Genomic DNA, 17,195 nt, shown 5'->3' on the forward strand with positions numbered 1-17,195 from the left:
CGAATGGCGTCAGGATAGTGGTGACGGCAAAAAAGGGATATGCATTCTACACATTGCGCCCTTGGGCGACAAATTGAACAGTCACCCAAGGGGTATTTTCGTTTTCAAAGTTCGCTGCGAATGTCGGCTATATTGCGGGGAAATGGGCCTGCAGAGCGCAACTTTGCAGGTAACGTCGACTTTGCATCCAGTGCCGCCTGACGGCTGGAATAGTCCCCGGAAAGCACTAGATAGACCGCTTTTCCGTTACGCTCGGCGCGATAATAGGCCCCCTTGCGCTCCAGCTGGTCCAGCACCCCGCGAGCATTGGCCTCCTGGCTGGTCACGGTAATCTGCAGGAACCAGCGGCTATCATCCAGCGTTGCCAACCAGTCTTCCCGCTGGTAGCCCAACTCCGCATCCAGGCCGCTCAGAGCCGGCTCGCTGGCGGGCACTGTATCAGGTTCGGCAGGCGTGTCCTGCGATTGCTCTTCCTGTTTCGGCTCTGGCGACGCCGCCTCCGCAGACTCCTGTGCCACACGCACTTCCGGCTCCTGCCGGGCAGGCGCTGACTGCATGACCGGATCCGTTACCGGCGTCAAGGACACACTTCCAGCATCACCATCCGTCTTTGAATCAGGCTCGGGATCCTGGCGATCGGGAAGGTCTTCCAGTCTGGCAACGGGCTCCATGGATGACGCCAACGGGCGAGTCTGAGGCTCTTGAGCTTCGGCAGCAGCACCCTCTTCAGCGCCGGATTGCTCCGGAACCGGAAGGGCAAGCTGACGAGATTCTCCCTGCCCGTAGCCGTCATCGCTACCGCCGGAGAAAACCGACCAGATGATGACCACCACGGCCAGCAGACCAACCACCGCCGCCACATGGCGCCATGGTGGAGTCACTGCGGCACGCCGCTCCTGTTCAACATCCTCATGGTCATCGCCAGTCTCAGCAAAACTCTCGGCCTCATCATCAACTGCGGATGAAGAAAGATGAAACTCTTCCTGCGAGTCCTCATCAACCGGGCGAGATGCAAATACGGCAGCGGGTTCGGAGTCATCCTCCTCTTCAGCAGCAGCGGACATCATCACCGGGGCGCCGACATCACCGTTGCTCAGCAACTCAATCAACCGGGCAATATTGCCGTCACTGTCATGACGGAGACGCTCCGCCTGGGCCTCATCCAGCTCAAGCCCCAGCACAAACCAGGCAAAATCCTGAATATCATCAGCAACCAGCGAAGGCAGATCGAGCACATCGTCCAGGGCCAGATCCGCCCCCTTCAGTTTTTCCACCGTACCGGGCAAGCCACCGAACAGATAACCCAGGCGGGCGCCCAGTTTCTGCTTAAGGGCGGCCATGGTTGCAATCGCCTCATCCAGCAGATCTTCGCTGTTATCCACTACTACCAGAATCCGGCTGTCAGCCAGGGTTTCCCGAAGTTTGTCGGGCAGTGCAGCCCGGTCAATATCGAAGTGCCGCAGTAGGGACTCGACGACCACATTGGCATTATGTTCAGCCGCGCCATCAATCCGGACGATCTCCATGTCACCAAGCAACGCCATCACCGTGTGACCAAGCAAGGTAGACACGCCGCTACCACTATCCCCTTCCAGCGCCACCACGGAACCCAGGCCAGCATGGGCAGTCAGCGCATCCAGATAATCGCCCCGGGATGCACCACTGAAAAAACGATCATCATCATGTTCCACAAAAAGCCTCCAGCGTCTGCCGTAATGCCACTGCATCATAGTCTGCTGTGACCACAGCCTCACCCAGCTGCCTCAGCAACACAAGACGAAGCCGACCATTCTGCACTTTCTTGTCCAGTGCCATCAGGTCAATGAACTGATCCGGGGTCATCCCCGGGGGAATCGTGACCGGCAGCTGCCACTGCGCCAACACACCCGCAAGACCTGGCTCCAGCGCCGCATCCACCCAGCCAAGCCTGACCGACATATGCACCGCCATCAGCATGCCAACGGCTACCGCTTCACCGTGGAGCCACTGACTATAGCCCGTGGCCGTTTCTATGGCATGGCCGAAGGTGTGGCCCAGATTCAGCAGGGCGCGGTTACCCTGCTCGGTTTCATCATCGGCCACCACCTGCGCCTTGTTCTCACAACTGCGATAGATGGCTTCGGATAATGCCTCATTGTCTCTGGACAACAGTTTGTCATTGTTGGTTTCCAGCCAGTGGTAAAAATCCGGATCGCGAATCAGGCCATACTTGATCACTTCCGCATAGCCTGCCGCCAGTTCACGTTGCGGCAGGGTGGCCAGCACATCAGTGTCTATCAACACCAAGCGCGGCTGATGGAACGCGCCAATCATGTTCTTTCCACGGGGGTGATTGACCGCGGTTTTGCCACCCACAGAGGAATCTACCTGGGCCAGCAACGTGGTAGGCACCTGAATAAAGTCCACCCCGCGCTGATAACAGGCCGCCGCGAAACCGACCATATCTCCGATCACACCACCACCCAGCGCAATCAGGGTGGTGGTGCGCGAATGGCGCCTGGCCATCAGAGCATCAAAAATACTCTCCAGGGTTTCCAGGTTCTTGAACTTTTCCCCGTCCGGCAGGACCAGGGTATCGCACTGGGAGGCAGCAAAATGTCGGGTCAAACGTTCCAGATACAGCGGGGCAATGGTCTCATTGGTAATGATCATTACCTGATTGCCGCGCACCTGCTCGGCAAGGGGAAAGGTGTCGAGCAAGCCGGCACCGATATGAATCGGGTAACTACGCTCGGCCAGGGCCACCTGAAGTGTTCGCATTGGGTCTCCGACAGACATTTGGTTCGATGCAAGGGCAAGGGGGGATCGAGTCATTCTTGCAGACAGGGTGAGGCGTCGCTAAACATGCCACCACCCAGTCGCGATGCGAACATCGCCTCTCACGACCACATTATCCTTGCCGGTGAGACACCAAACAAGCCAACACGTCATCCGCCACCTTTTTCAGGTTTCCTGAGGCCGTGGATACCACGTGATGAGACACCTGTCTGTAGAGAGGGTCCCGCTCGGCAAACAACGCCTCCAGCTTGGCGCGCGGGTCCGCCGTTTGCAGCAGAGGGCGATTCTTGTCATTGCGGGTACGGGCAAGCTGAACGTCCACAGGGGTCCAAAGATAGACCACGCAGCCGCGATCATGAAGCATATCCCGATTTTCGGGCGTCACCACGACACCACCACCAGTGGCCAACACGATACCGTTCTGACGGGTGAGCTCGTCAATCGCTTCCTGCTCACGGCGGCGAAAACCGGCCTCGCCTTCCATATCGAAGATCCACGGGATATCTGCTCCCGTCTTTTCCTCAATAACCCGATCAGAATCGAAGAAGGGATAATCCAGTATCTGGGAAAGGTGGCGACCCAGGGTGCTTTTCCCAGCACCCATGGGGCCAACCAGTATCAGAGAGGGGTTAGTCGTCTTGGTCACCGATTCGCCAAAGCATCCTTCATCAGCCTAGGAGTAATAAAAATCAACAACTCCTGCTTGTCATCCACTTTTGTAGTTCGACTAAACAACTTACCAATCCAGGGCAAGTCACCCAGGAACGGCGTTTTCGCAACAGAATTTCTTTTCTCCTGCTGAAAAATACCACCAAGAACAACTGTCTCGCCATCACTCACCAAAACAGAGGTCTCGACTCGATTTGTGTCGACCACCGGCGTATCCGCTACAAAACCACTTATCGCATCATTGAACACTTTCAGAGTCATTATGATATTGCCATCCGGAGTGATGTGAGGAGTTACCTCCAAACGAAGCTCCGCATCGATAAATTCCACCGCTGTCGCACCAGAGGATGTCGCCGTTTCATAAGGAACTCGCTGGCCAGCAGCGATAACAGCCGGCTGCTGATCCGCTGTCAAGACCTTGGGCGTGGCCACAAGCTCACCATGGCCTTCAGCCTCCAGAGCGGACAATTCAAGCTCAATCAACCCGGACGCCAAAGAGGTAAAGCCGACAGCAAAACGAGATGCCTCGCTAGACTCAACCCCCAAATCAACGATCAGATCATTATTGGTATCTACATTGAACTCTTCAATTTCACCAAGAGAGCCATCGTCATCACGATCAATATTGGCATAATGAAGCTGGCGAAGACTGGTTAGACGGCCGGAGAACATTGAAGTTTCACCTTCATTCGCCAGCTGAGAACCATCATAGCCAAGCCCGCCCCAGCGAACACCGAATTCTTTAGAGACATCATTTGAAGCCACAACCACTCTGGCCTCAATCAGCACCTGCTGCACAGGGATATCCAACTGCTCAATAAGATCACCAATATCATTCAGTCTGGCCTGGGTATCCTGAATAATGAGGGTATTGGTTCGCTTATCAACAACCACAGAACCACGCTCACTGAGCAAAGAGCCCACTTCTTTGTCGGCACCACTGATCAAGGTTTTAATTTCAGCGGCATTCGCATAATTCACATTTACATACTGCGTACGCAAAGGTGCCAAAGAGGCAATCTGCTTTTGACTTTCCAGCTCAAGCTGCTCACGAGCTGCAATTTCGTCTGCAGGCGCCACAAGCAAAACGTTACCCACTTTGCGCTTATCAAGACCTTTGGTTTTAAGTATCAGCTCCAGTGCCTGATCCCAAGGAACATTTTGCAACCGCAAAGTGATGCGACCATCCACCGTATCCGAAGCGACCAAGTTAAGTCCGGTAAAATCAGCAATCAACTGAAGCACTGAGCGAACCTCAATATCCTGAAAGTTCAGTGAAAGCTTCTCTCCTGTGTACTCAAACGCATCCTGTTTTTTCCTTTCAGCCGCATCGTTGGAAACAGGCTTCACATTAATACTGAAAAGCTCGTCAGCCTGATAAGCCAAATACTCCCACGCCCCTGAAGACTGAATCTCAATAGTTGTAGATCCATCTAACGCCTTAGTTTCAACTAACTTTACCGGGGTTGCGAAATCGGTAACATCCAGCTTCCTTACCAGCTCATCCGATACACCTGCACCGACAAAGCGGGCAACAATTTTATCGCCACTTTCTTGTACATCTACCGGGATCGACGCCTGAGACAACTTAACGAGCACACGGCCCTCACCATCATCTCCCCTGCGAAAATCAACCCCGGTCACAGCCGCCTCAGCGTCAGCAACAACATCAGAAGCAGTACCGACTCCCCCTGACCCGGCAGGCAAATTGTCACCGATCAAAACAACCAAGGTGTCGCCATCTACATTCGTCGAGTAACCCGCCAAGGAATCCAGATTGAAAATCAATCTCGTACGATCTTTTGCCTCAACGATGGTGACGCTGCGAACATTGCCTGCCCCCATATTTTGACGTTTTTCATCAACAACGCTATCAGCCCCGATTAAGTCGAGAGCGATACGCGCTGGCTTTTCTATACCGTAACCTTTTACCTCAGGCACAGCTCCGCTGAATGTCAGGCGCACCTCAAGACTATCACCAGATAGAGCATTGGCCTGAACCGACTTAAGAGTGCTTGCCTGGGCAGAGGATAAAGCCCCGAACAGAAGAACAGAAAGGAAAAACCCCGTCACACGCCGGGACATACCATTTTTTGTTTTAAAATCTATATTTATCATCATTGATCCCCAGCGATCATTATTCAGCAATAGAGACGGAGTTGGCGCGCTCTACCCAGCCATCTCGTCCATCTGGAACGATTTCCACAAGCTGAACTTTCGTTTCACTGACAGCCTGCACTTCACCGAAATTTTTCCCTAAATAACTGCCTGGCCTCACTCGCGTAACAGCCCCACCTGGATCAGCGATGAGCGCTTCAAGCTCCCCGCCAGGCCGGGAAATCGTACCAACCATTGTCAAGGCGTCCAGAGAGAAACGCTCCAAGTACTCTCTTGGCCTTCCCATGTCAGGCTCCACATTGCGTCCGTCGGGAATAAACGCTCCAGTTTCGTCTACCGGCTTACTGAACGGTGACCGAAGTTTATGTGCGGCATATGAATAAGTCGCAATTGGCTTGAATTCGGGTGGCGGCTCTATTCTCCCTCTGGGACGAGCTTTGATTTCTTCAAGTCGAGACTCCAAGCCCTGCAGCCCGCTTCCGCCGCTACATCCTGCAAGACCAAAGGCAGCAAAAATCGCCACACTGAAAGCTATTAACTTACGCATACCCCACCTATTTATTTTTACCTGCGGAGGCATTCTTTGTGACAGCCCCGTCATTGCTGGAATAGCGATAAGTTTTCGCTGTGACATCTAGGCGGAGAAGGCCAAGAGAAGCCATCTCTTTTTCTTTGCCCTTCCCCTCATCAGGAACAGATATAGAAAAATCATGCAGCGTCACGATTCTGGGCAACCCGGAAACACCAGAAACAAAAGCGCCAAAGGAATGATAGTCGCCGATAGCGGTGACCTTGATCGGGAGCTCTGCATAGAACTCCTGCTCAACCTCATCTTCCAGTTTTATCTCTTCAAACTCCAAGCCACTACCGAGACCTGTGTGAGTGATATCTTCAAGAAGACCGGGAACCTCAGTTTCTTTGGGCAGCTGCTTGAGCAACGCCCCAAAAGTCTGCTCCATATCGACGAGCTGCGCCCTGAACTGATCCAGATTATGGGCTTCAAAAGCTTTTTTCTCATAGCTCTTCAATAACGATATTTCTTCGTTGCGCTGTTGCTCTAACAGCTGGTTCGCATCCGCGATAAAGAAAAAATAACCCAAACCCAAAACAACCAATAAGACAAGAGTAGCCACACCCGCTTTAGCCGGTGCTGGCCAGCCCCCTACATTTTCAAAATCAAGAGAGTTAAGTTGGTCGATTAACTCCCTCAAATCCATATCTTTCAGCTCAGAGGTTTTCATTGTTTTTCTTCCTCATTTTTGCTGTTTGGAGTGTCCTGCAAGACCGTCAGCACAAAACTATTTGCCCCAGACTGATTCTCTTGTGCAACAACGCTCTGCAATGCTGCTTGCCGGAACCATGCGGACTTATCAAAATTTCGCATCAACCTGGAAATGCGGTTATTGCTCTCCGCCACACCTTCAATCGTATACTCCCCATCCTTTCGCTCTATTCGACTGTAATGGACGCCATCCGGAAGGGTCTTAACAAGCTGGTCAAACACATAAACGATTGTAGGCCGATTACCTTGCAAGCTCTGAATCACTTCCATACGAGCAACAAGTTCCTCTCGCCGAGCTTTTAGCTCTTTGATTTCCTTGATTTTCTCCTCTAATTCTGCCGACTTCGTCTGGATAAAACTGTTTCGAGCTCGCTGGTCCGAGATCTGCTGATCCACATACCCCTTCCACAACCAGAAAATGAGTCCACCCGCGATAGCAGCAAGCACCAGCATCATGACAAACTCTTGCTGCTGCTGCTTACGACGCTCTTCTCTCCACGGCAACAGGTTAATTGTTGTTGTCATTGGTCAAAGCTCCTCAATGCCAGGCCGCAGGCGATCATCAGTGCTGGCGCATCATTGGCAATGGCAGAGGCTCCCACTTTGTTTGCCAGTGCCATATCACTGAACGGGTTGGCCACGGAACAGTTGGCACCAACCTTCTCCTGGATTAGCTCTGCCAGATCCTGGATAGAAGCCGACCCGCCGGCCAACAGGATATAGTCCACCTCATTGAACTGGGTGGAGCCGTAGAAAAATTGCAAGGAGCGATTGACTTGCTGAACGACAGCATCTTTGAAGGGCTGAAGGACTTCCGCCTCATAATCATCGGGCAATTCACCGGTTTTCTTGGCCAGGCCAGCCTCCTCCATGGAAATACCATAACGCCGCTGAATTTCTTCGGTCAGCTGCTTACCACCAAACAACTGCTCACGAGTATAGACGCTGCGACCCTGATGAAAGACGTTCAACGTGGTCATGGTGGCACCGATATCAAAGACCGCCACGGTCTGCAGCTCCTCAGCGTTGGGCAGACCCGGCAGCACAAGCTGGAAAGCCCGCTCCATGGCATAGGCTTCCACATCCACCGCCTTGGCCTGCAAGCCACCAATCTCCAGAGCGTCGGTCCGCATTTCCACGTTTTCGGTGCGAGACGCTGCCACAAGCACTTCCACGCGCTCGTCATTACCTTCAACAGGCCCCATGACCTGGAAGTCCATACGCACTTCATCCAGCGGGAAAGGGATGTACTGATCCGCCTCCACTTTCAGCTGGCTTTCCAGCTCGTCTTCGTTGAGAGAGGCGTCCATTTCAATCAGCTTGGTGATCACGGCAGAGCCGGACACCGCCACCGCCGCGGCTTTGACCCCGGGACGGGCGCGGCTCACCAGACGGGCGATAGCATCCCCGACGCCCTCCACGTCACTGATGTTTTTTTCGACAACCGCGTTGGCCGGCAGGGGCTCAACCCCATAGCTTTCGACCTTGTAGCGGTTCCCCGATTTCGACAGCTCGAGCAGCTTCACCGCCGTGGAGCTTATGTCGATCCCCAGTAGTGTCTGGGCCTTTTTTCTGAGGAAAGGCAGCACTGTTGTCGTCCCGTCTGGTTATTATTAAAGTGTTTTTTCTTGATAAAGATACACTTACACGTTTTTTATGTCGAATCACTTTAGGTGTAGTAATAGCAGAACAGATATTAGATCACAACAACCTTTCCACCATATAATGACCCACTTCACGGGCCCGCTAGGCCTTTCTACCGATACCAGCCAGTAGTTGTCGAAAACATGCGCTTACCCTCCTGGACCCGATACCTGCTCCTTCTCCTGATTGCCGGCGCCGGTAGCGGGCTATCCATTCTGGCCGCCAGCTATCTGTATCTGGCCCCACAACTGCCACCAGCCAGCCAGATCCGCGAGGTGGAATACCAGATTCCCCTGCGCATTTATAGCAGCGATATAAAACTTATTGCTGAATACGGGGAAAAACGCCGACAACCGGTATCCTACGGGGAATTGCCGGAAACCCTGGTCCAGGCGGTATTGGCTGCCGAAGATGAGCGTTTCTTCAGACACAATGGCGTTGACCTGAAGGGTCTCGTACGAGCCGCCGTGGAACTGGCCCGCTACCGGGAAATCCGCTCCGGTGGCTCCACCATCACCATGCAGGTGGCGCGTAACTTCTTCCTCAGCCGGGACCAGCGCTTTCTGCGCAAATTCAACGAGATTGTCCTGGCCATCCAAATCGAGCGGGTACTCAGCAAGGAAGAGATACTTGAGCTATACCTGAACAAAATCTATCTGGGGCACCGGGCCTACGGCGCCGAAGCCGCCGCCCAAGTCTATTACGGCAAATCGGTGGGAGAACTCAATATCGCCCAGCAGGCCATGATCGCCGGCCTCCCAAAGGCCCCTTCAGCCTATAACCCGATCACCAACCCGGAACGGGCGCGGGTGCGGCGCAACTGGATCCTGTTTCGCATGGAAGAAACCGGTGTTCTTACTCCTGAGGCTCGCAAGGTAGCTCAGGCCGAACCGGTAAGCGCCCGCTTCCATGCCGCCCAGCCCGAGGTGGACGCCGCCTATGTGGGCGAAATGGTCCGCCTGCAGGCTGCGAAACTGGTGGAGCAGGATATTTTTACCGATGGCATTCGCATCATCACCACCATCGACAGCAAGCGCCAGACAGCGGCCGTTCAGGCACTGCGCACCGGCCTGCACAGCTACGATGAGCGCCATGGCTATCGCGGCCCCGTAGTGCAGCAGGATATCAGCGAAGCCCCGGCATTATCAGCCATCGACGTGTCAGACAGCGAACAACCTCCAACAGAAGAGAGCGAACTGCCTGCTCAGGCAGAAAAAGCGGAAATCGAGAAAACTATTACCGGACTGGATCCGAACGTCGCCCGCTGGGTAAAGATGATCCGCGACCAGCAACGAATCGGCCCCCTGCAACCGGTCATCGTCACCCGCGTTGGCGAACAGGATGCAGACATACTGTTCCGCGATGGTAAGCGCGCCCAACTGGCCTGGAATGATATCCGCTGGGCCCGCCCCCAGCTCAACAACAAATATGTCGGCGAAGAGCCCCAGAAAGCCGCCGATGTACTAACCCGGGGCGACATCATCCGCGTCCGTCCGGTGGGCCCCGACGATAACCGCCGCTGGCGCCTGGCCCAGTTGCCCGTCGCGCAATCCGCCCTGGTCTCACTGGACCCGGCCACCGGCGCCGTGCTCGCCATGCAGGGCGGCTACAGCTTTTCGGCTTCCAACTTCAACCGAGCCGTGCAAAGTGAGCGCCAGGCAGGCTCCGTATTCAAACCCTTTATCTATACTTCGGCCATGGAGAACGGCTTCACACCTGCCTCCATCATCAATGACGCGCCCGTGGTGTTCGATGACGACAAACTGGAAACCGCCTGGCGCCCCACCGGCGCCAGCGGCAAGTTCTACGGCCCCACCCGCATGCGCGAGGCCCTGTATCGCTCCCTGAACCTGGTCTCCATTCGCATTCTGCGTCAGATCGGCATCAGCCAGGCCATGGGCACTCTGAAGCGCTTCGGCCTGCCCGCTGACGGCTTTCAGCGTGACCTGTCGCTGGCACTGGGTAGTGCCAGCGTCACTCCGATGGATATCGCCAGCGCCTACAGCATCTTCGCGAACGGTGGCTACCGGGTGACCCCCTGGGCCATTCAGCGCATTGAAAATGCGGATGGCGACATCCTCTGGCAGGCAGCGGACGTCATTCTGTGCGAGCCCCCTTGTCTGCCGCCCCTCAAACTGGAGGACGAGATCCCCGAACTGGCGTCGTCGCCGGAGCCATCGGATCCGGACAACAAGGATAGCGCCGACAAACCGGGCACACCAATTCAGCCAGAACCGGTCATGGCCCCCCGGGTACTGGATCCGCGCATTGCCTGGCTGATGAACTCCATGCTCCAGGACGTGATTCGGGTAGGCACCGGCAACAAGGCCCGTGCCCTGGGCCGTGACGACCTGGCCGGCAAGACAGGTACCACCAACGACCAGGTGGATGCCTGGTTCTCCGGCTATTCTCCGGACCTGGTGGCCACTGTCTGGGTAGGCTTCGACAACCCGGCCAACCTGGGCTGGGGCGAATACGGCGGTAAGGCGGCCCTGCCAATCTGGATCGATTACATGGGCCCTGCCCTGCAAGGGGTTCCGGAACGACAGCTGGAACAACCCTCCGGCATCTCCACCGTGCGGATCGACCCCGACAGCGGCCTGCTAGCGCGCCCGGACAACCCCAATGCCATCCGCGAGTACTTTATTGAGGACCAAGTGCCGGAAATAGAACCCCAGCGCGGCCCCGGCGGCAGCAACAGCGCGCCGGAACAGATATTTTAATGCCTGACGCCTGACGCCTGACGCCTGACGCTAATCACTTTAAGGACAGCGTTTTCGCGTCAAGCATCAGGTTCGACAGGCCCATAAAAAAACCGCCTTTCGGCGGTTTTTTCGTCTTGCATCAAGCGTCTTGGATCAAGCGCGCCCCATCACAACTCCGGGAAAATCTCATCCAGGGAGCTCAACGGATAGTGCGAGGGATACCCCTTGCGAGCCACACCACAATCCACCGCCGCACGAGCCACCGCCGAGGACACACGGCCCAACAGACGAGGATCATTGGGCTTGGGAATGATGTAGTCGGCGCCAAAGGTCAGCGGCTCACCGCCATAAGCGTCCAGCACTTCCTGAGGCGGCGCTTCGCGCACCAGCTCGGCAATGGCGTGCACCGCAGCGATCTTCATTTCCTCGGTGATCGAGGTGGAGCGCACATCCAGCGCACCACGGAACATGTACGGGAAACACAGCACATTGTTCACCTGGTTGGGAAAGTCGGAACGACCGGTAGCCACGATCGCATCCGGGCGCGCCGCCTTGGCCACCTCCGGGCGAATTTCCGGATCCGGATTGGCCAGGGCAAAGATGATCGGCCGAGGGGCCATCTTCTTGACCATTTCCGGGGTCAGCATATCCGGGCCGGAAACACCGATAAACACATCCGCATCTTCCACTGCATCGTTCAGGGTGCGCTTGTCGGTATCGTTGGCCAGCGCCGCCTTGTACTGGTTGAGATCGTCTCGACGGCTATGAATCACGCCCTTGCGATCCAGCACCAGGATATTTTCCTTGCGCGCACCCATCTCGATCAGCAGCCGCACCGATGCCACGCCAGCGGCGCCGGCACCCACACAGACCACCTTGATGTCTTCGATACGCTTTTTCTGGATTTCCAGCGCATTGATCAGACCGGCCCCCACCACGATGGCGGTACCGTGCTGATCATCGTGGAAGACCGGCACATCGCACTGCTCTTTAAGGATGCGCTCGATCTCGAAACACTCCGGCGCCCGGATATCTTCCAGGTTGATACCGCCAAACGTGCGATGGATACGCACCACAGTGTCGATAAAGGCCTGGGAGTCTTCCGCGTCCACTTCGATATCGAACACATCAATACCGGCAAACAGCTTGAACAGAATCCCCTTGCCTTCCATCACCGGCTTGGACGCCAGCGCACCCAGATTGCCAAGGCCCAGGATGGCAGTGCCATCACTGATCACGGCCACCAGATTGCCCTTGGCAGTAAAGCGGTAGGCCAGCTCCGGCTCCCGGGCGATCTCGCGCACCGGTTCCGCCACACCCGGACTATAGGCCAGGCTCAGATCACGGCTGGTTGCCGCCGGCTTGGTCACCTCAACGCTGATTTTCCCTGGCCGCGGTTTGGCGTGGTATTCCAGGGCCGCCGTTCTCAAATCCTCAGACATGCTGGTCTCCGCTGGTCCCTAGTCGGGCTAAACTGTCAGGCTAAACACTGTGTACGCAAGATCTCAAAGCAAAAAGCACCCCGCAGGGTGCTTTTTAAAGGCTACATAAACTGCGGTGAAAACGCTGTTTAGTCCTTCTTGCTGCGCATCATGCCGAAGCGCTGCTTGAACTTGTCGATCTGGCCACCGCTGTCGGCTTGCTTCTGCTTGCCAGTATAGAAAGGATGGCAAGCGGAACAAACGTCCAGGTCCATCGCACCACCGCGGGTGGAATGGCTTTCAATAACGTTACCGCAGCTGCAGGTATAAGTCGCTGCCTGGTATTCGGGATGAATCTCTGGTTTCATGGCTGAGCTCCAATATGTGTCGCTACCTGGCTCTACGACAGGCACCACACGGCTTGCGTCTGGGAAAAAGAAGGCGAATCATAACAGCTTAATCCCAATCCGCAAGCGCTGAGGGCCTATTTGAAGGCTCTTTGGCGCAGCAGTCTTCAGGAACGCCCTTGTCAGCCAAGAAAACCCTGCAAATTGCCCTGCCGGTCCCGCTAACAGGCTGCTTTGACTACCTGTACCCGGGCGACACCCCGCCTCCGCGCGGCTGCCGGGTACAAGTGTCTTTCGGTCGGCGAACCCTGGTGGGCCTGGTCCACGGTCACGGCAACAGCGATTACCCCAAACTCAAAGCCGTTCAACGGGTACTGGACGACAGCCCTGTTCTGCCGACAGAGCTTTACCAGCTGTGCGAACGGGCCGCCCGCTACTACCACCACCCCCTCGGCGAGGTCCTCAATTACGCCCTGCCGGCCCTGCTGCGCCAGGGCAACGACGCCGAAGCGAGCCAGGAAAAGCGCTGGCAGCTTACCGAACGGGGCCACCATGTCAGCGACGACCAGGTCAGCCGGGCTCCCCGCCAGCGCCAGGCCCTGCACACCTTGCGGGATCACCCCAAGGGGCTGAGCAGCGCCATGCTCGCCGCCCTGGAGGTTCCCTCAGCCACCCTGGCCAGCCTGCGAGACAAGGGCTGGGCGGAGCAGGTGGCTCTGGACGATGACGCGCCGCCCAAGGACATTCTGGCCCAGCCGCCCCTGGCCGCCAACGCAGAACAGCGCAAGGCCATCCGTGCCCTGCAGGAAGCCAGGGGGTTTACCCCCTTCCTGCTCGACGGTGTCACCGGCAGTGGCAAGACCGAGGTCTACTTACAGGCCATGACCGCGCATCTCACCGCCGGCAAGCAGGTACTGGTGCTGATTCCGGAAATCGGCCTGACACCGCAGACCGTGCAACGCTTCCGCCAGCGCTTCGCCGTGCCGGTGGTCACCCTGCACTCCGGACTCAGCGACCGGGAACGGCTGGACAACTGGCTGGCCGCCCGGGATGGCAAGGCACGCATCATCATCGGCACCCGTTCTGCCATCTTTACCCCGCTCGCCGACCCGGGCCTGATCATCGTCGACGAAGCCCACGACGCCTCGCTGAAACAACAGGATGGCTTTCGCTTCCACGCCCGCGACCTGGCCACCTGGCGAGCCCAGCAACTGGACATCCCGGTAGTACTCGGCAGCGCCACCCCAGCCCTGGAAACACTGCAGCTCGCTCGGCAAGAGCGCTTTCAATGGCTGAAACTGTCGCAACGGGCCACGGATCAGGGACGCCCGCCCATCGAAATCCTCGATGGCACCCTGGCCGCCCCCGGCCAGCCACTGCTCCCCCAGTCCCTTGCAGGCGATAAAACACTGCGTAGAGCAGGGCAACCAGGCCCTGGTCTTTATCAACCGGCGCGGCTACGCCCCCATGATTCTCTGCCAGGATTGCGGCTGGCAGGCGGAATGCCGCCGTTGCGACAGCTTCCTCACCTGGCACCGCAGCGAAGGCAGTCTGCGCTGTCACCACTGCGACTATCAGCAACGGGTGCCATCGCGTTGCCCGGACTGCGGCTCCAGCGCCATCCATGAAGCTGGCAGCGGCACCGAAAAACTCACCGAATTGCTGGAACAGTCAATACAGGTGCCGGTAATCCGCATCGACCGGGATGCCACCCGCCGCAAGGGCAGCCTGGACGCCCACTTGGCCACCATCCAGCAAGGCAACCCGGTGGTAATGGTGGGCACCCAGATGCTGGCCAAGGGGCATCACTTCCCGAAACTGTCTCTGGTAGTGATTCTGGATATGGATGCCGGCTTTCTCAGCGCCGACTTTCGCGGCCCGGAACAGGCCGCCCAACTGCTGCTGCAAGTGGCAGGCCGCAGCGGCCGGGAAAACCAGGGGCGGGTACTGCTGCAGACCCGCCACCCGGACCACCCACTCCTGCAACTGGCCGCCAGCGGCGACTACCCGGCCCTGGCCAGCGCCTTGCTGGAGGAACGGAAGATGGCCGGCCTGCCCCCCTTCGGCCACCTGGCCCTGTTCCGCTGCGAAGCCATGAGCATGAACAAGGCCATGGAGTTTCTGCAGCAGCTTGCAGGTATTCCCCTGCCCCCGGACGTGCACCTGCTGGGCCCGGTCCCCGCCCCCATGGAAAGACGCGCCGGCCGCTACCGCACCCAGATGTTGCTGCAATGTACCAGCCGCCCCCCCCTGCACCAGGCCATCAGCCTGTTGCTGGAACAGGCCCGCACCCTGCCCACCGCCCGCCAGTGCCGCTGGCATCTGGATGTGGATCCAATTGATATGTTGTGAGAAGGCAGCATGCTGTGGACCGCGGGGCGCGCGCTGCGTGTCCCGTGCTGCGTAATCCCGCCATTTCCCGTACAATCGCCGCCCAATCGAACGGCCCAGATGCCCTCCACAAAAGAATGCCATGAAAGAACGCCTGATTACCCTGATCGACAGCGCCCTGGACACCCTGATTGCCGAGGGGGCTCTGCCCGCCGAGGCCAAGCGCCCGGCGCAGATCGACCGCACCAAGGACAAGAGCCACGGCGACTTCGCCACCAATATCGCGCTGATGCTGGCCAAACCCGCCGGCATGAAGCCCCGCGACCTGGCGGAAAAACTGATTGCCGCCCTGCCGGCGGACAACGCCGTGGCCAAAGTGGAAATCGCCGGCCCCGGTTTTATCAATTTTTTCCAGGCCGATGACTGGCTCACCGGCCTGCTGGATCAGGCACTGGCGGACCCATACCTTGCTGTACCCCGCCCTGAGCAGGCACAGACCGTGGTGGTGGACTACTCCTCCCCCAATCTGGCCAAGGAAATGCACGTGGGGCACCTGCGCTCGTCCATCATCGGCGATGCAGTGGTGCGCACCCTGGAATTCCTCGGCCACGCGGTGGTTCGCCAGAATCACGTGGGCGATTGGGGCACCCAGTTCGGCATGCTGCTGGCCTACCTGGAAGAACAGAAAAGCGAGGAAAGCGACTCCGAGCTGTCCCGCGAGCTGGGAGACCTGGAAGGTTTCTACCGTGCCGCCAAGCAGCGCTTTGACGAATCCGACGCATTCGCCACCCGCGCTCGCAGCCTGGTAGTAAAACTTCAGGCCGGCGACGAAGACTGCCTGGCTCTGTGGCGGGAATTCAACAGCGTCTCCCTGAGCCACTGCCAGGCCGTCTATGACCGCCTGGGCGTCAGCTTGACTCCAGCGGACGTGCGCGGTGAAAGCGCCTACAACGATGACCTGGCGCAAGTGGTCAGCGATCTGGACGCCAGAGGCCTGCTCAGCGAGGATCAGGGCGCCCAGTGCGTGTTCATGGACGAATTCAAGAACAAGGAAGGTGCCCCGCTGCCGGTGATCGTGCAGAAAGCCGACGGTGGCTATCTGTACGCCACCACCGACCTGGCCGCCCTGCGCTACCGGGCCGGCACCCTGCATGCCGACCGCATGCTCTACTTCGTGGACCAGCGTCAGGCCCTGCACTTCCAGCAGATGTTCAGCCTGGCCAAACGGGCCGGCTTTGTGCCTGAGCCCACCGAGCTCGAACACATGGGCTTCGGCACCATGAACGGCCCGGACGGTCGCCCGTTCAAGACCCGCGACGGCGGCACCGTGAAACTGATTGATCTGCTCGACGAAGCTGAAGAACGCGCTTATACCCTAGTCAAGGACAAGAACCCGCAACTGGACGACCAGGACCTGCGAACCATCGCCCACGCCGTGGGTATTGGCGCAGTGAAATACGCGGACCTGTCGAAGAACCGCAGCAGTGACTACATCTTCAATTTCGAGCAGATGCTCAGCTTCGAAGGCAACACCGCCCCCTATTTGCTCTACGCCTACACCCGGGTGGCCAGCGTATTCCGCAAGGCCGGTCTGGAGATGGCCCAGGTCAGCGGTGACTTCCAGCTTCAGGAAGACGCGGAGCAGGCACTGGCCGCCCGCCTGGTGCAATTCGGGGAAGTACTGGAAAGCGTGGCCGAAAAAGGCCTGCCACACCTGCTCTGCACCTATCTGTATGACGTGGCCGGCCTGTTTTCCACTTTTTACGAGCATTGCCCGATCCTCTCCGGCGACAATGAGGCCCTCAAACAGAGCCGCCTGAAGCTGGCAGCCCTTACCGCCCGCACCCTGAAACAGGGCATGGAACTGCTGGGCCTGAGCCCGCTCGAACGGATGTAGCCG

The 17,195-nt window shown here is 57.5% G+C and carries 13 protein-coding genes and 1 pseudogene; 4 read left to right on the forward strand and 10 right to left on the reverse strand.

Annotated features, from left to right (window positions below):
* Window positions 1–104: 104 nt before the first annotated feature.
* The 8 genes from ACMG4M_RS15000 to ACMG4M_RS15035 all read right to left on the reverse strand — a co-directional run bounded on the left by ACMG4M_RS15000 (window position 105) and on the right by ACMG4M_RS15035 (window position 8,436).
* Window positions 105–1,691 carry an SPOR domain-containing protein gene (locus tag ACMG4M_RS15000; RefSeq protein ID WP_414430315.1) on the reverse strand — a complete coding sequence of 529 codons (1,587 nt, stop codon included), beginning with the start codon at window positions 1,689–1,691 and terminating at the stop codon, window positions 105–107.
* Window positions 1,681–2,760 carry a 3-dehydroquinate synthase gene (gene aroB / locus ACMG4M_RS15005; protein WP_035245127.1) on the reverse strand — a complete coding sequence of 360 codons (1,080 nt, stop codon included), beginning with the start codon at window positions 2,758–2,760 and terminating at the stop codon, window positions 1,681–1,683. Before aroB ends, ACMG4M_RS15000 begins: the two co-directional genes overlap by 11 nt.
* A 130-nt stretch (window positions 2,761–2,890) precedes the next feature.
* Window positions 2,891–3,424 (reverse strand): shikimate kinase AroK, encoded by a 534-nt coding sequence (gene aroK, locus ACMG4M_RS15010; protein ID WP_035245129.1) that lies wholly within the window; start codon window positions 3,422–3,424, stop codon window positions 2,891–2,893.
* Window positions 3,421–5,568 carry a type IV pilus secretin PilQ gene (pilQ, locus tag ACMG4M_RS15015; RefSeq protein WP_414430316.1) on the reverse strand — a complete coding sequence of 716 codons (2,148 nt, stop codon included), beginning with the start codon at window positions 5,566–5,568 and terminating at the stop codon, window positions 3,421–3,423. Before pilQ ends, aroK begins: the two co-directional genes overlap by 4 nt.
* Window positions 5,569–5,584: 16 nt before the next feature.
* Window positions 5,585–6,112: a pilus assembly protein PilP gene (locus ACMG4M_RS15020; protein WP_052042465.1), complete on the reverse strand. Its 528-nt coding sequence runs from the start codon at window positions 6,110–6,112 to the stop codon at window positions 5,585–5,587.
* A 7-nt stretch (window positions 6,113–6,119) separates the two neighbouring features.
* The gene (locus ACMG4M_RS15025) at window positions 6,120–6,806 is read right to left on the reverse strand and encodes a type 4a pilus biogenesis protein PilO (protein ID WP_156964814.1); all 687 of its coding nucleotides are present in this window, start codon (window positions 6,804–6,806) and stop codon (window positions 6,120–6,122) included.
* Window positions 6,803–7,372, reverse strand: a complete 570-nt coding sequence (locus tag ACMG4M_RS15030) for a PilN domain-containing protein (RefSeq protein WP_035245131.1) — start codon at window positions 7,370–7,372, stop codon at window positions 6,803–6,805. Before ACMG4M_RS15030 ends, ACMG4M_RS15025 begins: the two co-directional genes overlap by 4 nt.
* Window positions 7,369–8,436, reverse strand: coding sequence for a pilus assembly protein PilM (locus ACMG4M_RS15035; protein WP_414430317.1), 1,068 nt, complete (start codon window positions 8,434–8,436; stop codon window positions 7,369–7,371). Before ACMG4M_RS15035 ends, ACMG4M_RS15030 begins: the two co-directional genes overlap by 4 nt.
* 198 nt (window positions 8,437–8,634) lie before the next feature.
* On the opposite strand from ACMG4M_RS15035, the gene ACMG4M_RS15040 reads away from it, so the two are divergent.
* The gene (locus ACMG4M_RS15040) at window positions 8,635–11,214 is read left to right on the forward strand and encodes a penicillin-binding protein 1A (protein ID WP_272962151.1); all 2,580 of its coding nucleotides are present in this window, start codon (window positions 8,635–8,637) and stop codon (window positions 11,212–11,214) included.
* Window positions 11,215–11,363: 149 nt separating this feature from the next.
* Here the strand turns inward: ACMG4M_RS15040 and ACMG4M_RS15045 are convergent, their stop codons facing one another.
* Together ACMG4M_RS15045 and rpmE are read right to left on the reverse strand one after the other, a co-directional pair.
* The gene (locus ACMG4M_RS15045) at window positions 11,364–12,638 is read right to left on the reverse strand and encodes a malic enzyme-like NAD(P)-binding protein (RefSeq protein WP_035245137.1); all 1,275 of its coding nucleotides are present in this window, start codon (window positions 12,636–12,638) and stop codon (window positions 11,364–11,366) included.
* Between the two features lie 128 nt (window positions 12,639–12,766).
* Window positions 12,767–12,985 carry a 50S ribosomal protein L31 gene (rpmE, locus tag ACMG4M_RS15050; RefSeq protein WP_035245139.1) on the reverse strand — a complete coding sequence of 73 codons (219 nt, stop codon included), beginning with the start codon at window positions 12,983–12,985 and terminating at the stop codon, window positions 12,767–12,769.
* Between the two features lie 158 nt (window positions 12,986–13,143).
* Between rpmE and ACMG4M_RS15055 the strand changes: the two are divergent.
* The 3 genes and pseudogenes from ACMG4M_RS15055 to argS all read left to right on the forward strand — a co-directional run.
* Window positions 13,144–14,166, forward strand: a pseudogene (locus tag ACMG4M_RS15055) (DEAD/DEAH box helicase); the annotation flags it as partial.
* 145 nt (window positions 14,167–14,311) lie between these two features.
* Window positions 14,312–15,316 (forward strand): primosomal protein N', encoded by a 1,005-nt coding sequence (gene priA / locus ACMG4M_RS15060; RefSeq protein ID WP_414430318.1) that lies wholly within the window; start codon window positions 14,312–14,314, stop codon window positions 15,314–15,316.
* A 121-nt stretch (window positions 15,317–15,437) separates the two neighbouring features.
* Window positions 15,438–17,192: an arginine--tRNA ligase gene (gene argS, locus ACMG4M_RS15065; RefSeq protein ID WP_414430319.1), complete on the forward strand. Its 1,755-nt coding sequence runs from the start codon at window positions 15,438–15,440 to the stop codon at window positions 17,190–17,192.
* The last annotated feature ends 3 nt before the right edge of the window (window positions 17,193–17,195 follow it).

The sequence above is a fragment of the Alcanivorax sp. IL3 genome (genome assembly GCF_047495465.1).
GTDB classification, from domain to species: domain Bacteria; phylum Pseudomonadota; class Gammaproteobacteria; order Pseudomonadales; family Alcanivoracaceae; genus Alcanivorax; species Alcanivorax jadensis.